This window comes from Rhizobium sp. AN80A (assembly GCF_030053015.1).
Lineage (GTDB): Bacteria > Pseudomonadota > Alphaproteobacteria > Rhizobiales > Rhizobiaceae > Rhizobium > Rhizobium metallidurans.
Genome location: NZ_JASJPX010000003.1, coordinates 233,578 through 248,447, shown reverse-complemented (window position 1 = coordinate 248,447; position 14,870 = coordinate 233,578). Strand labels below are relative to the sequence as shown.

Annotated in this window: 16 protein-coding genes; 11 read left to right on the top strand and 5 right to left on the bottom strand. The window is 63.7% G+C overall.

Going from position 1 to position 14,870, the window contains the following annotated elements:
• Window positions 1-44 precede the first annotated feature (44 nt).
• On the bottom strand, window positions 45-1,304 hold the full coding sequence (locus P3R82_RS12790) for an RNA polymerase sigma factor (RefSeq protein WP_283194105.1): 1,260 nt from the start codon (window positions 1,302-1,304) through the stop codon (window positions 45-47).
• Complete coding sequence (locus P3R82_RS12785; RefSeq protein ID WP_018897284.1) at window positions 1,301-1,675, bottom strand: YciI family protein; 375 nt, start codon at window positions 1,673-1,675, stop codon at window positions 1,301-1,303. Before P3R82_RS12785 ends, P3R82_RS12790 begins: the two co-directional genes overlap by 4 nt.
• A gap of 170 nt (window positions 1,676-1,845) precedes the next feature.
• Here P3R82_RS12785 and P3R82_RS12780 point away from each other — a divergent pair, with 170 nt between their 5' ends.
• Window positions 1,846-2,025 (top strand): hypothetical protein, encoded by a 180-nt coding sequence (locus tag P3R82_RS12780; protein WP_283194104.1) that lies wholly within the window; start codon window positions 1,846-1,848, stop codon window positions 2,023-2,025.
• On the top strand, window positions 2,026-2,451 hold the full coding sequence (locus tag P3R82_RS12775; RefSeq protein WP_283194103.1) for a type II toxin-antitoxin system VapC family toxin: 426 nt from the start codon (window positions 2,026-2,028) through the stop codon (window positions 2,449-2,451).
• A 77-nt stretch (window positions 2,452-2,528) separates the two neighbouring features.
• Here P3R82_RS12775 and glpK read toward each other — a convergent pair whose 3' ends face one another.
• The gene (gene glpK, locus P3R82_RS12770; RefSeq protein WP_283194102.1) at window positions 2,529-4,022 is read right to left on the bottom strand and encodes a glycerol kinase GlpK; all 1,494 of its coding nucleotides are present in this window, start codon (window positions 4,020-4,022) and stop codon (window positions 2,529-2,531) included.
• Window positions 4,023-4,296: 274 nt separating this feature from the next.
• On the opposite strand from glpK, the gene P3R82_RS12765 reads away from it, so the two are divergent.
• The 4 genes from P3R82_RS12765 (at window position 4,297) to xdhC (ending at window position 10,257) form a co-directional block, all read left to right on the top strand.
• Window positions 4,297-5,073, top strand: coding sequence for a 3-hydroxybutyrate dehydrogenase (locus P3R82_RS12765; protein ID WP_283194101.1), 777 nt, complete (start codon window positions 4,297-4,299; stop codon window positions 5,071-5,073).
• 33 nt (window positions 5,074-5,106) lie between these two features.
• Window positions 5,107-6,573 (top strand): xanthine dehydrogenase small subunit, encoded by a 1,467-nt coding sequence (xdhA, locus tag P3R82_RS12760; RefSeq protein ID WP_283194100.1) that lies wholly within the window; start codon window positions 5,107-5,109, stop codon window positions 6,571-6,573.
• Between the two features lie 217 nt (window positions 6,574-6,790).
• Window positions 6,791-9,130 carry a xanthine dehydrogenase molybdopterin binding subunit gene (xdhB, locus tag P3R82_RS12755; protein WP_283194099.1) on the top strand — a complete coding sequence of 780 codons (2,340 nt, stop codon included), beginning with the start codon at window positions 6,791-6,793 and terminating at the stop codon, window positions 9,128-9,130.
• Between the two features lie 308 nt (window positions 9,131-9,438).
• Complete coding sequence (xdhC, locus tag P3R82_RS12750) at window positions 9,439-10,257, top strand: xanthine dehydrogenase accessory protein XdhC (protein WP_283194098.1); 819 nt, start codon at window positions 9,439-9,441, stop codon at window positions 10,255-10,257.
• Here the strand turns inward: xdhC and P3R82_RS12745 are convergent.
• Window positions 10,230-10,457 carry a hypothetical protein gene (locus P3R82_RS12745; protein WP_283194097.1) on the bottom strand — a complete coding sequence of 76 codons (228 nt, stop codon included), beginning with the start codon at window positions 10,455-10,457 and terminating at the stop codon, window positions 10,230-10,232. The two genes, xdhC and P3R82_RS12745, sit on opposite strands and share 28 nt — an antisense overlap.
• Before the next feature lie 101 nt (window positions 10,458-10,558).
• Here P3R82_RS12745 and P3R82_RS12740 point away from each other — a divergent pair, with 101 nt between their 5' ends.
• Entirely contained in the window at window positions 10,559-11,464 is a 906-nt protein-coding gene (locus tag P3R82_RS12740; RefSeq protein ID WP_183902273.1) for a LysR substrate-binding domain-containing protein, read from the top strand.
• Here P3R82_RS12740 and P3R82_RS12735 read toward each other — a convergent pair.
• Complete coding sequence (locus tag P3R82_RS12735; RefSeq protein WP_283194096.1) at window positions 11,458-11,805, bottom strand: hypothetical protein; 348 nt, start codon at window positions 11,803-11,805, stop codon at window positions 11,458-11,460. The two genes, P3R82_RS12740 and P3R82_RS12735, sit on opposite strands and share 7 nt — an antisense overlap.
• Window positions 11,806-12,030: 225 nt before the next feature.
• On the opposite strand from P3R82_RS12735, the gene P3R82_RS12730 reads away from it, so the two are divergent.
• From P3R82_RS12730 to P3R82_RS12715, 4 genes are all read left to right on the top strand, one after another.
• Window positions 12,031-12,372 (top strand): type II toxin-antitoxin system prevent-host-death family antitoxin, encoded by a 342-nt coding sequence (locus tag P3R82_RS12730; protein ID WP_283194095.1) that lies wholly within the window; start codon window positions 12,031-12,033, stop codon window positions 12,370-12,372.
• Window positions 12,372-13,010 carry a hypothetical protein gene (locus P3R82_RS12725; RefSeq protein ID WP_283194094.1) on the top strand — a complete coding sequence of 213 codons (639 nt, stop codon included), beginning with the start codon at window positions 12,372-12,374 and terminating at the stop codon, window positions 13,008-13,010. Before P3R82_RS12730 ends, P3R82_RS12725 begins: the two co-directional genes overlap by 1 nt.
• A gap of 98 nt (window positions 13,011-13,108) precedes the next feature.
• A complete protein-coding gene (locus tag P3R82_RS12720; protein ID WP_283194093.1) occupies window positions 13,109-14,353 on the top strand; it encodes a urate hydroxylase PuuD in 1,245 nt (414 codons plus the stop codon).
• Entirely contained in the window at window positions 14,350-14,841 is a 492-nt protein-coding gene (locus P3R82_RS12715) for a hypothetical protein (RefSeq protein ID WP_283194092.1), read from the top strand. The genes P3R82_RS12720 and P3R82_RS12715 overlap by 4 nt, the downstream gene beginning before the upstream one ends.
• Window positions 14,842-14,870: the final 29 nt, after the last annotated feature.

Here is a 14,870-nt window from a genome sequence, read left to right as displayed (position 1 = left end):
GTGAGATGTCGCCGATCCGACGCGGCGCAAGGCTTTTCGCGGAATTATTTCACCGCCGGCAACGCCGGTTCCATCGTCAGGCTGTCGATCTGCCGGCGGATATGCGCCGCCTCGGGTGCCGAATGCGCCAGCGCGATAGCCCTATCGAAGGCCTCGCGCGCCTCGCGCGGGCGGCCGATCTGCTTCAACAGCCCGCCGCGCAGGCCGTGATAATAGAAATAGCCGTCGAGCTTCTCCTGAAGCGTTTCCACCAGCGCCAGCGCCTCGCCGGCGCCCCTGAGCTTCGAGACGGCCACCGCCCGGTTGAGCGTGATGACGGGCGACGGCTGCATGCGCTCCAGCGCGCGGTAGAGCAGCTCGATCTCCTCCCAGTCGGTATCGTCAGCCCGCTTGGCGCGCGAATGCAGCGCCGCGATCGCCGCCTGGAACTGGTAGCTCCCGGGCTTCCGGTGGCGGATCGCCTTGTCGAGCAAAGCCAGCGCTTCGTTGATCAACTCGCGGTTCCAGAGCGACCGATCCTGATCCTCGAGCAGCACGATCTCGTTGTCGGCGCTGAAGCGCGCCGGACGACGTGAGATCTGCAAGAGCATCAGCGCCAATAGCCCCATCAGCTCCGGCTCGCCGGGGAAGATGCGCAGCAAAAGCCGCGCCAGCCGGATCGCCTCGTCGGAAAAGGAGCAGGCTTCCGCCCTGGGATCCGCCTGGCTGTAGCCCTCGTTGAAGACGAGATAGATCATCGTCGAGACGATCGACAGCCGCTCAGCCCGCTCCGCCGCATCCGGCGTCTCGAAGGGAACGCCGGCCTTGGCGACACGCGCCTTGGCCCGCGTGATCCGCTGCTCCATGGCGCTCTCGCCGACCAGGAAGGCCCGGGCGATCTGCTGCACCGAGAGACCGGAGACGATCCTCAGCGCCAGCGCGATCTGCTGCGTCGCCGGCAGGTCGGGATGGCAGCAGATGAAGAGCAGGCGCAGGATGTCGTCGCGATAGTTGGACGTATCCAGCCGCTCGGCGATATCGCTCTCGGCATCCTCGGTGTCGGAGATCAGCTCCTCATCGGGCAGCGCCTGGGTCTTCGAACGCTTGCGCACCGCATCGATGCCGCTGTTGCGGCCGACGAAGATCAACCATGCCGTCGGATCGCGCGGCGGCCCCTTGTCCGGCCAGGTTCTGACAGCGCGCAGGCAGGCCTCCTGAAAGGCCTCTTCCGCGATATCGAGATCGCGGAAGTATCGAAGCAGCGCGCCGAGCGCCTTAGGCCGGGCGGAAGCGAGCGTCACGTCGATCCAGGCAATGTCTGTCATGTCGCGCTCTCTCCCGGCCGAAACACGTAGAACGGCCTGATTTCATAGGATGTGGAGCCGGGATTGACCGACGAAAGCTCCTTGGAAAAGGCAACGGCCTCCTCCAGCGTGTCGAAGTCGACCACGTAGAAACCGAGCAGTGCCTCCTTGGTCTCGGCGAACGGACCATCGAGCACCAGCGGCTCCTCCTTGCCCTTGCGCACGGTGGTCGCCGCCGTCGTCGGCATCAGCCGGCCGACCGGTCCGAGCTTGCCGCTTTCGGCCAAGGGCGCCTGAACCGCATAAAGCTTCGCCATAACGGCGTCCTCTTCCTCCTTGGTCCAGGAGAAAACCCGCTCTTCATCGGCATAGCAAAGGATCGCATACAGCATCTCGTACTCCTCTTCCTCAATGACGAAGGAGTAACGCGGCTACCGACAGGACGCAGCAAAAAATTACTGGGCTGTGGGAGACATGAGTAGGTTGAACTGTGGCGTGCTGTCGGAGATTGTTTCTGAATGCTTCGCTTGAACTAAGCATGGTTTGAAGTCATGTTATCTCCATGGCTCAGGTAAAAGCATCACCAACAAGCGTGACGGTTCGCAACTCGCGAACAGGACAGTTCGTGACCGTGAAGGGTGCCGGTGCGCTCAAGGGAAGCGAGCTGTCAATCAAGCCTGGCCTCGACCTGACCAAACCGATTGCAAAACAAGTGCTTAAAGACAAGCCGAAGGCCAGCTAGTTGGCTGGAGCGGTCCTCGACACGCACGCTTTATTGTGGTTGGTCACACAGCCGGAAACACTTCATGAGGACGCATTGGTAGCGATAGCTGGCGCTCAAGAAGTGGGTAAGCTTTTCGTTTCGCCGATCACGGCATGGGAGTTGGCGATTGCGGTCAACAAGAAAACGAATGCCCCCGATATCGGCAACTTCAGCGTAAAAGAATGGTTCAAAGCCGCGCTCGACGCGACCTCGTCCAAACTGGTGCCGATAGGTCCAACGATCGCCCTTGAAGCTGCCAACATGATTGCGAAGACCGGTCACAAAGACCCCGGAGATTGCTACATCATGGCAACTGCCAGATACAAGAAAGTCCCGATTGTCACGCGAGACGGAACATTGGATCAGATAGCGGAAACAGGCTATGTTCAAGTCGTCGGCTGCTGAATTGCTGTTCAGCGCCAACGCGTGCCGACCTTAGTAAAAGTCGTGGCCATAGCCATAGCTGCCAGCTTCTCTGGCCCTCACCCCTCGCTCAACGTCCGCTTCACCGCGCTCCGCCAACCCTTCAGCTTCGCCGCCCGGGTCTTTTCGTCCATGGCAGGCTCGAAGCGGTTGTTGCGCTTCCAGTTTTTGGCGAAGGCCGCCTTGTCGGGCCAGACGCCGGCACGGCTGCCGGCGAGCCAGGCGGCGCCCAGTGCTGTGGTCTCGAGGATCACGGGGCGGTCGACGGGCGCGTCGAGAATGTCGGCCAGCCGCTGCATCGTCCAGTCGGAGGCCACCATGCCGCCGTCGACGCGCAGCACCGTCTCGTCGACGCCGCCCTTCCAGTCCTTGTGCATGGCATCGAGCAGGTCGCGCGACTGGTAGCAGACGGCCTCGAGCGCCGCGCGCGCGAATTCCTTCGGGCCGCTGTTGCGGGTCAGGCCGAAGATCGCGCCGCGGGCGTTCGCGTCCCAGTGCGGCGCGCCGAGCCCGGTGAAGGCGGGGACCAGATAGACCTCCTGCGAGGGATCGGCGGCATCGGCGAGTTCGCCGGTCTTCGACGCGCTGTCGATGATCCCTAGCCCGTCGCGCAGCCACTGCACGGCCGCACCCGCGATGAAGATCGAACCTTCAAGCGCATAGGTCGTCTCGCCGTCCAGCCGGTAGGCGATGGTCGTCAAAAGCCGGTTTTTCGAGCGCACCATGTCGGCGCCGGTATTGAGCACGGCGAAGCAGCCGGTGCCGTAGGTGGATTTCATCATGCCCGGCTCGAAGCAGGCCTGCCCGATCGTCGCCGCATGCTGGTCGCCGGCCACGCCCAGGATCGGGATCGCGGCGCCGAAGATGTCCGGCTCGGTGACGCCGAAATCGGCCGCGCAATCCTTGACCTCCGGCAGCATGGCCGAGGGAACGCGCAGGATCTCCAAGAGATCCTTGTCCCATTCGTTCTCGGCGATGTTGTACATCAGCGTCCGCGACGCATTGGTGGCGTCGGTCACGAAGCTCTTGCCGCCGGTGAGACGCCAGATCAGGAACGTGTCGATCGTGCCGAAGCAGAGCTCACCCTTGGCCGCGCGCGCCCTCGCTCCCTTCACATTGGCCAGCATCCAGGAAAGCTTGGTGCCGGAGAAATAGGGATCGAGCAGCAGCCCGGTCTTCTTCGTGAAGGTCTTTTCCAGATCCTGCTTCTTCAGCTTGTCGCAATAGCTGGCGGTGCGCCGGTCCTGCCAGACGATGGCATTGTGGATCGGCTTGCCGCTCTCGCGCTCCCAGACGACGACTGTCTCGCGCTGGTTGGTGATCCCGATGGCCGCGATGTCCTTGGCGCTGATCTTCGCCTCGCGGATCGCCATCTTGATGGTCGAGACGACGGAACCCCAGATCTCCTCCGGATCGTGTTCGACCCAGCCAGATTGCGGATAGATCTGCGTGAATTCCTTCTGGCCCGCCCCGGCGATCCTCATCTCGCCATCGAACACGATCGCCCGCGTCGACGTCGTCCCCTGATCGATCGCCAGAACATACCCCGCCATTGTCATCCTCCCATGAACCGCTTCGAATGGAATGAATAATGTAGGCAAACGAATGTGAAAAGAAATTAAAGTGAAATTTGTTTGGGCGGTTGGTTGTGGGTGTTGCTGGCCGCAGGATGCCATCGCCGTTGCATTCCGGGCACGTCCCATCCGCAGGACGGGAATAGCTCTCCCGGCCACAATGCCGCACCGCGACATCCGCACCCAATTGCCAGCCCAACCGATTCCGGACTAGGCTCCGTTCACTGCGTCGCAGGGCAAATCGGAGAACTTCATGACCAGAACAGTCGTCGTCACCGGATCCACCAGCGGCATCGGCCTCGCGATCGCCACCGCATTCGCCGGCAAGGGTGACAACATCGTCCTCAACGGCTTCGGAAAGCCGGAGGAAATCAAGGAGATAGTGGCGCGGCTTGAATCACTCTCGAAAGCCGGCGTCATCCACCATCCGGCCGATATGACCAAGCCTCAGGAGATCGCCGATCTCATCGCCACCGCATCGGGGACGTTCGGCACCATCGACGTACTGGTCAACAATGCCGGCGTCCAGCATGTCGAGAAGATCGAGGATTTCCCCATCGACAAGTGGGATCAGATCATCGCCATCAACCTCTCCAGCGCGTTTCACACGATGCGCGCGGCGATCCCGCTGATGAAGGAGAAGAAGCACGGGCGCATCATCAACATCGCCTCGGCGCATGCGCTTGTCGCCTCGCCGTTCAAATCCGCCTATGTCGCGGCAAAGCATGGTATACTCGGCCTGACGAAGACGGCGGCGCTCGAGCTTGCCGAAACGGGCGTCACCGTCAACGCCATTTGCCCGGGATACGTGCTGACCCCGCTGGTGGAAAAGCAGATCCCGGACACGGCGAAAGCCCGCGGGATGACCGAGGAACAGGTCAAGACCGAGGTGATCCTGAAGGCGCAACCGACGCATGAATTCGTCAAGGCCGAGGAGATCGGCGCTTTGGCGCTTTATCTCGCCAGCCACGAGGCCCGCCAGGTGACGGGCACCCACATCTCGATTGACGGGGGCTGGACGGCGGCATAACCATTTAAAATAAAGAGAAAAACCGGGAACGACATGAACGACAGCATCCGCTTTATCCTGAACGGCGAAGACGTCGCGCTGAAGGACGTCAAGCCTACCGAGACGCTTCTCGATTTCCTGCGGCTGAAGCGCCGGCTGACGGGCACGAAGGAAGGATGCGCCGAGGGCGACTGCGGCGCCTGCACGGTTCTGGTCGGGCGGCTGATCGACGGCAAGTTGCACTATGAATCCGTCAATGCCTGCATCCGCTTCATCGGCTCGCTGAACGCCACCCATGTCGTCACCGTCGAGCATCTGGCGGCGAAGGACGGCACGCTGCATCCGGTGCAGCAGGCGATGGTCGACTGTCACGGCTCGCAATGCGGCTTCTGCACCCCCGGCTTCGTCATGTCGATGTACGGTTTGTGGCTCGCAAACAGCAATCCCGATCGCGCCGAGATCGAGAAGGCGCTGCAGGGCAATCTCTGTCGCTGCACCGGCTACGAGCCGATCGTCAAGGCCGCCGAGCAGGTGGCGAGGACGCGCCCGAGCGCGCTGTTCGACCCGCTGGAGCGCACCCGCTCCGACATCGTCGCAAGATTGTGGGCGATGCAGGGATCGGGCACAATCTCGATCACCTCGGGCGAGGACCGTCTGTTGGTGCCGGGCTCGCTGGAAGCGCTGGCGCGCATTCTGGCCGACGAGCCGAAGGCGACCATCGTCGCCGGCTCGACCGATGTCGGGCTTTGGGTGACCAAGCAGATGCGGACGCTGAACCCGGTGGTCTTCATCAACCATCTCCAGGAATTGCAGACAATTACGTCAGGTGAAGGCGGCATCACCATCGGCGCCGGCGTGACCTATACCCGCGCCTTCGAGACCATCGCCGGCAAGGTCCCGACGCTTGGGCGGCTGATCACCCGCATCGGCGGCGAGCAGGTGCGCAACATGGGCACGATCGGCGGCAACATCGCCAACGGCTCGCCGATCGGCGACAGCCCGCCACCGCTGATCGCGCTCGGCGCCACCGTCAAGCTGCGCTCGACGGAGGGCACGCGCATGCTGCGGCTGGAGGATTATTTCATCGACTACGGCAAGCAGGACCGCCGCCCCGGCGAGTTTGTCGAGAGCCTCTTCGTGCCCTACCCGGCCGAGGACACGCATTTTGCCGTCTACAAGATCACCAAGCGCCGCGACGAGGACATCACCGCCGTGCTCGGCGCCTTCTATCTGACGCTGGATGAGCAAGGCGACGTCAACGACGTGAGGATAGCCTTCGGCGGCATGGCCGGTACGCCCAAGCGCGCCCGCGCCGTCGAAAACGAACTGATCGGCCGGCCGTGGAATGAGGAGACGATCGAGGCGGTAAGAGATGCCTTCGACACCGACTTCCAGCCGCTTTCGGATTGGCGCGCCACGTCGGAGTATCGGCAGCTGACAGCGAAGAACTTGCTGACGCGGTTTTATCTGGAGACGACGGGTGCGCCTGCGGAGCTGCGGCGGTTCGAGGAGGTGGCGTGATGGGGTATGATATGTACCGTTGTGCCGTGGAGCCCCCTCATCCGACCCTTCGGGCCACCTTCTCCCCTATGGGGCGAAGGGAAGATGGAGCGAGCGGCCGGCTCCGAGTCTCTTCTCCCCAACGGGGAGAAGGTGCCGGCAGGCGGATGAGGGGGCCACTCGGCACAACGTCAACCCCCACCCCCACATCAACACCCACCACAGGAGGCAACCCCTGATGGACAAGTCTGCCTTCCCCGACCCCACCTTCGTCATATCAGGCCCGATGCACGCCTCGCGCCGCCACGACAGCGCCCACAAGCACGTCACCGGCACGGCCGACTACATCGACGACCTTCTGGAACCATCCGGCCTGCTCCACGGCGCGCTCGGCCTGTCGGACCGGGCGCATGCCGAGATCGTCGGCATGGACCTTTCCGAGGTCGCCGCCACGCCGGGTGTCGTCTGGGTCTTCACCGGCAAGGACGTACCTGGGATCAACGACGTCAGCTCCAACGGCAGCCACGACGAACCGCTGCTGGCCGAAACAAAAGTCGAATTCCACCAGCAGCCGATCTTCGCGGTGATCGCCGAGACCCGCGACATCGCTCGGCGCGCCGCTCGCAAGGCGAAGATCGAATATCGCGACCTCGCCCACTGGAGCGACATCGACGGCGCACTGGAAAACGGCGGCGCGCTGGTCACCAGCCCGATGACACTGAGTCGCGGCGAGGCGAAGAGCGAGATGGCAAACGCCGCCCGCCGGCTGAAGGGCCAGATGCGGATCGGCGGCCAGGAGCATTTCTACCTCGAAGGCCAGATCGCCATGGCCATCCCCGGCGAGGACGACGAGGTCGCCGTGTGGTCCTCGACCCAGCATCCGAGCGAAATCCAGCACATCGTCGGCCATGTGCTCAACATCCCCTCCAACGCCGTGACGGTGAACGTGCGCCGCATGGGCGGCGGCTTCGGCGGCAAGGAAACGCAGGGCAACCAGTTCGCGGCGCTGGCCGCCATCGCCGCCAAGAAGCTGAAACGATCAATCAAGTTCCGGCCCGATCGCGACGAGGACATGGCGGCCACTGGCAAACGCCACGACTTCATGGTCGATTACGAAGTCGGCTTCGACGAGGAAGGCCGCATCCACGCGGTCGACGCCACCTATGCCGCCCGCTGCGGCTTCTCGTCGGACCTGTCGGGCCCGGTCACCGACCGCGCGCTGTTTCATGCCGACTCGAGCTATTTCTATCCGCACGTGCACCTGACCTCGAAGCCGCTCAAGACCCACACCGTCTCCAACACCGCCTTTCGCGGCTTCGGCGGACCGCAGGGCATGCTGGGGGCCGAGCGTTTCATCGAGGAAATCGCCTATGCCGTCGGCAAGGACCCGCTTGATATCAGAAAACTGAATTTCTACGGAAAGCCCGGCTCCGGCCGCACGCTGACGCCGTATCACCAGGAGGTCGAGGACAGCATTCTGGAGCGGATCGTCGGCGAGCTCGAGGAGAGCGCCGACTACCAAGCGCGACGCCGAGAGATCATCGAATTCAACCGCGACAGCCGTTATATCAAAAAGGGCATCGCGCTGACGCCGGTGAAGTTCGGCATTTCCTTCACGCTGACCGCCTTCAACCAGGCCGGCGCCCTCGTCCATGTCTACCAGGACGGCTCGATCCACCTGAACCACGGCGGCACCGAGATGGGCCAGGGCCTTTATACGAAGGTGGCGCAGGTTCTGGCCGACAGCTTCCAGGTCGATATCGAGCATGTGAAGATCACCGCGACGACCACGGGCAAGGTGCCCAACACATCCGCCACGGCCGCCTCCTCCGGCACCGATCTCAACGGCATGGCCGCCTATGACGCCGCCCGCCAGATCAAGGAACGCCTCGTCGCCTTCGCCGCCGAGAAATGGGACGTCCCGGTCTCCGAGATCGCCTTCCTGCCGAACCGGGTGCGCGTCGGCAACCAGGAAATCCCCTTCCCCGATTTCATAAGGCAGGCCTATTTCGCCCGCGTCCAGCTGTCGGCCGCCGGCTTCTACAAGACACCGAAGATCCACTGGGACCGCGCCGCCGGAAAGGGCACGCCCTTCTATTACTACTCCTATGGCGCTTCCTGCACCGAGGTCTCGATCGACACGCTGACCGGCGAATATCTGATCGACCGCACCGACATCCTCCACGATGTCGGCCGCTCGCTGAACCCTGCGATCGACATCGGCCAGGTCGAGGGCGCCTTCGTGCAGGGCATGGGCTGGCTGACGACGGAAGAGCTCTGGTGGGACGCCAAGGGGCGCCTGCGCACCCACGCCCCCTCCACCTACAAGATCCCGCTGGCTTCGGATCGCCCGAAGATCTTCAACGTCAAGCTGGCCGAATGGTCCGAAAACGCCGAACACACCATCGGCCGCTCCAAGGCCGTCGGCGAACCACCCTTCATGCTGGCGATCTCGGTGCTGGAAGCGCTGTCGATGGCGGTGGCGAGCGTTGCGGACTACAAGGTCTGCCCCAGGCTGGACGCGCCGGCGACGCCGGAACGGGTGTTGATGGCGGTCGAGCGGATGAAGGCGGCATGACTGGGAATGCGGGGTTTGGTGGGTTTGCGGGGCTCGCAGGATTTGCTGGCCTTGCGGGTGTGGCACACCCCCCTCTGCCCTGCCGGGCATCTCCCCCACAAGGGGGGAGATCGGCAAGTGGCGAGGCTTTCGCAAAAATTGAGCGTGGAACGAGCGGCCGCCCCCAGCCAATCTCCCCACCTGTGGGGGAGATGCCCGGCAGGGCAGAGGGGGGGTATCACACCCATAAACCTCACCTTCATAAACTCCGCCCATAAAGGCCCCACCACGACCAGCCTCACTCCCACAATCCCCCCGGTCATCCCACCATGACCACCCTCCCCCAATTCCTCGCCACCCACCCCGAAACCATCCTGATCGACATCACCGGCACGCAGGGCTCCACCCCGCGCGAAACCGGCACCTTCATGCTGGTCTCGGCCGACACCATCTGGGGCACGATCGGCGGCGGGCAGTTCGAGTTCATGGCGATCGCCAACGCCCGCAAGCTTCTGCAGGGCGCCGACGCCAGCGAAACCATGGATATCCCGCTCGGGCCGGAGATCGGCCAGTGCTGCGGCGGACGCACGCGGTTGCGGTTTCGCGAGGTGACGGATGCCGTCATCCGCGAACTTGAGGAGCGTAGCAGCGACGAGGCCGCGCGGCGGCCGGAGATCTGGCTGTTCGGCGCCGGCCATGTCGGCCGCGCGCTCGCCGTCGCACTGTCGCCGCTGCCGCTCGACGTGACCGTGATCGAGACCCGCGAAGAGGAACTCGCGCATCTGCCCGAGGGCATCACCGCCCGGCTCGTCGCCATGCCCGAAGCGCTGGTGCAGGAGATGCGCGAGGGCGCCGCCGTCGTCATTCTGACCCATGATCACGCGCTCGATTTCCTGATCGCCCGCGAGGCGCTCGCCCGCACCGATCTCGCCTATACCGGCATGATCGGCTCGGCCACCAAGCGCGCCACCTTCGCGAGCTGGCTGCAGCGCGAGGCCGGTGGCGACAAGGCCTGGATGGAGCGGCTGACGTTGCCGATCGGCGGCCACGCCGTGCGCGACAAGCGGCCGGAGATGATCGCCGCCATGACGACGGCCGAAATCCTGACCGCGCTTGCCGCCTACGGCGCCCGCGCATCCTCGCGATAGGGCTCGCGGCCGTCCATGAAGCCGAGGTCGCGCTTGACGCGATCCGGCATGCCCTCGAGATCCAGCCGGTCCGGCCGCGCAAGACGAACGGCAAGCCCTCTCAACAGAGCCGCCAGCCACTCGAAAGCGCTCGTGCGGGTCGATCTGGAGCTTTGCTTGCCCAGCTGTCCGACGGTCTGTTCGCGCGTTGCGCTAGTCATGACATCACCTCGATAATTTGATCCCGTGACTTGCAGATTGCGTCGATTAATGCTGAAATTCCAATCGAACAAACGTCTGCATGCATAAAGAGAACTTATCCATGAAGCTGTCCAGGCAGGTTCCGCTGAATGCGCTGCGCGTCTTCGAGGCCGTGGCGAGGCTCGGCAGTTTCACCAAGGCCGGCGAGGAGCTCGGCATGACGCAGACGGCGGTCAGCTATCAGGTGAAGCTGCTGGAAGAGAATATCGGCGAGCCGCTGTTTTTGCGCCGTCCGCGCCAGATCAGCCTCACCGATACCGGCGAACGGGTGCTGCCGAAAGTGTCGGACGCCTTCGTGCTCCTGAACGAGGCGATGGCCGAGGCGCGCGGCGAGATCGAATCGACGCTTCTGATCAACACCATCGCCACCTTCGCCTCGCACTGGCTGGCGCGGCGCCTGGGAGCCTTCCAGCTCAGGCATCCGTCGATCGCCGTGCGGCTGTCGGCTTCGGATACGCTGATCGACTTCACCCGCGAGCCCGTCGATGTCGCCATCCGCTCCGGCGCCGGCAACTGGCGCGGGCTGATGTCGGACAAGCTCATCCAGGCGGATTTCAGCCCGATGCTGAGCCCGAAGCTCGCCGAGAGCGTCGGCGGCATTCACAAGCCCGAGGATCTGATGAAACTGCCGATCATCAGCCCCACCGACCCCTGGTGGCGGATCTGGTTCACGGCATCGGGCCTGAGCGATCTTGGGCTGGAATCGCGCCCGCGCAGCCAGTACGGCGCGCAGAGCTTCGAGGCGAGCGCGGCGATGGCCGGCCAGGGCGTCGCCATCCTGACGCCCGCCTTCTACGGCGACGAGATCGCCCAGGGGCGCCTCTACCAGCCCTTCGAGATGACCTGCCGCGACCATCGCAGCTACTGGCTGGTCTATGCCGAAAACCGCCGCAACGTCCCGAAGATCAAGGCCTTCCGCAACTGGATCCTGGAGGAGATCGCCCGCGACAGGGAAAGCGCTCAGTAGCCCATTTCGGGCGCGTAGAAGCAGCGCGGCGTATCCTCGTTGGGAAACAGGCAGAGATGATACTCGCCGTCACCCGATTTCATCGCGCGGCCCATCGGCAGCAGGAACACATGGGCGCGGGTGACGAGCCGATGGTCACCCGGCAGAAGCGTCACCCGATAGCCGTTCGGCGTGATCGTGACGCTCTTCGGCGGGATCATCTGGCAATCACCCGTCTCGTTGTCGCCGTTGCAGCAATAGGGCTCGTAGCTCCACCCGGAAGGCGCGTCATGGGCGACGGCACGCGAGACCAGGACACAGGACGCGAAGGCAATCATCACAACCACAAGAATACTGCGCATCGGCATCTTCTCCGTCGATGAATGCGCCGCCGCGCCGATGCGGTTTCCACTCGTCCCGGCGGCCTTGAATAAAACTGTAATCAAGTCCCGGCATGTCAATGGCGGGCGGCCTGGCGGGATGGGAAGGCCGAAGGTCGGCGGCGCGCGCGCCCCTGTGACGCCGCGAAATATTTGCGCCCGAACCCGATATTATGTAAATTTACGTAAAACAACGAAAGCGCCCCGATGCAGACCATTCGCTCGATCAACCTGCAGAAAAATCTCGGCGACGTCTTGAGAACGGCCGATGTGGAAACGGTTCTGGTAACCAACAGGGATCAGCCGCGCGCCGTCGTCATGTCGGCGGAGGAGTTCATTCGGCTGAAGACGGCGGCCGGCGAGCCGGTGCCGAACGAGGTGCGCAAATCCAGCCCGACGCTGCATCGCCGGATCGCCGACCCGCTGGGCTACGACACACGCGATCCCGGCTACGTCGAACAGACGGCGAGCGACGCCCTTGACGGAAAGCATGCCGACGAGATCGCCCGAGAAATCGACAAGGCGATGCGCCGATGGAGACTGCGCTGATGGACGGGGACATCGCGCGCGCGCCTCGCCTGCTCATCCCCGATACGTCGCCCCTCTCCCTGCTGTCGATGGCCGGCCGCGATGCGCTGGATTACCTGTTCGTGCCGCGGATCGAGGTCTGGATCACGGATATGGTAGCGATCGAGGCAACGCGCGATCCCGATCCTGACGACGACCCCCGTACCGAACAGCGAAAGCTGCTCGCCGCGTGGTTTAGAGACAACCGCCACCGGGTCAAGGTCATGGAGACCGCCGTCGGCCGCGAATACGAAAAGGCCATGGCGAACTGGCGCATGGGAGGCGGCACTCCGGACCTGAAACCCAGCTGGACGGGACGCGGCGACTACAGCCTTCTCGACGTTCTCGCGGCCGCCGAAACCGTTGTCGAAGACAGCGAGGCCGTCGTCCTGCTGGTCGATGACCGCAGGGCGCGGGCGGCGCTGAGACAGACCGAAAACCTCAATCTGGACATCCTCTCGACCAGATCTTTCATCGCCATGCTGGAAACCGAGTTCGGTGTTGAGAACGCGACCGATATCTGGACGATCATCGAGATCGCAGCCGGCGTGAACGAGCAGGGAAAGTCGAAAGTGCCCGATCCGCTGCCCGAAGACCCGCTCTACGTAAGAAAGCCATGATTTCCGCGCCGACAACGTGGCGGTGTCTCCTAATCCCCCTTTTCTCCCGGCCCAACATTCTGCACACTGCTGAATCGGAGAGAGCACAGGGGAACTGAATGTATGAATACGCCATAGCGTGGGAATGGCTGGCCTTCGCCGCCCGCTGGTTCCACGTCATCACCGCGATTGCCTGGATCGGCTCGTCCTTCTATTTCATCGCGCTCGATCTCGGCCTGGTGAAGCGCCCGCATCTTCCCGTCGGCGCCTATGGCGAGGAGTGGCAGGTGCATGGCGGCGGCTTCTACCATATCCAGAAATATCTGGTGGCGCCGGCGCAGATGCCCGAGCACCTGACCTGGTTCAAATACGAGAGCTATTTCACCTGGCTTTCCGGCTTCCTGATGCTCGCCATCGTCTATTACGGCGGCGCCGATCTGTTCCTGATCGATCGCGATGTTCTCGATATCAGCGCGCCCGTCGCCATCGCCATCTCGCTCGCCTCGCTGGCCGGCGGCTGGCTCGTCTACGACCTGCTCTGCAAGTCGCCGATCGGCAAGAACACCTGGGGCCTCATGCTGGTGCTCTATGCCGTCCTGGTGTTCATGGCCTGGGGCTATACGCAGCTCTTCACCGGCCGCGCCGCCTTCCTGCATCTTGGTGCGTTTACCGCCACCATCATGTCGGCCAACGTCTTCATGATCATCATCCCCAACCAGAAGATCGTCGTCGCCGACTTGATCGCCGGCCGCACGCCGGATGCGAAATATGGCGCCATCGCCAAGCAGCGCTCGCTGCACAACAACTACCTGACCCTACCCGTCATCTTCTTCATGCTGTCGAACCACTATCCGCTGGCCTTCGGCACCGCCTATAACTGGGTGATCGCGGCGCTGGTCTTCCTGATGGGCGTCACCATCCGCCACTGGTTCAACACCACGCATGCGCGCAAGGGCCGCCCCACCTGGACCTGGCTTGCCACCGTCATCCTGTTCATCCTGATCATGTGGCTTTCCACCGTTCCCAAGGTGCTGACCGGCGAGAAGGACGCGGCCGCCAGGCCGGTCGCTCCGGCCTTCCAGCAATTCGCCGGCGATCCGCGCTTCCCCGCCGTCAAGCAGCTGATCGGCACCCGCTGTTCCATGTGCCATACCGCCACGCCCGTCTATGAGGGGCTGGCGCGGCCGCCGAAGAACGTGATCCTCGAAAACGACGCCGAGATCGCCGCCCGGGCCCGCGACATCTACATCCAGGCCGGCCGCAGCCACGCCATGCCGCCGGGCAACGTCACCGCTATCACGCCGGACGAGCGCAAGCTCCTCGTCGCCTGGTTCGAGAGCGCTGTCCAGGGCAAGCGCGAATGACGAGAGGCCTCCGCCCCCTGCTTCTGGCCAGCCTTCTCGCCCTCCCGGGGCAGACGTGGACGGAAGCCGTGGCGGAGGAGGCCATCGCCAAACAGGAGGACGTGAGGACGACGGGCACCGTGCCGAAAGATATCCCCGCCGATCAGCCGCCGGGTGCCCCCGCCGGCCTCTGGGGCGAGGTCAATGCGCTCGGCACCGGCCCCTTCTGGGCGCTGCGCATCCGCGAGGATCAGATTACCTTCAGCCGCGCTGGCAAGAACGACGTCATCACCGTCAATCCCGGTCCGACGGCGACGACTGAAAACAGCGCGACATGGACCATCAACCACGCGCCTTCGCGCTACACGCTGACGCTGACCAGGCAGGCCTGCGTCGACGGCGCATCCGCGAAGCGTTACGATCTCGCGGCAAAGCTGGTATTTCAGGGAAGGACATTATACGGCTGCGCCGCGTCGGTGGCTGCCATCCCCGCCAAGCCGGCGCCCTGAGCCCACTCTGACCACGACACGCAATCGAT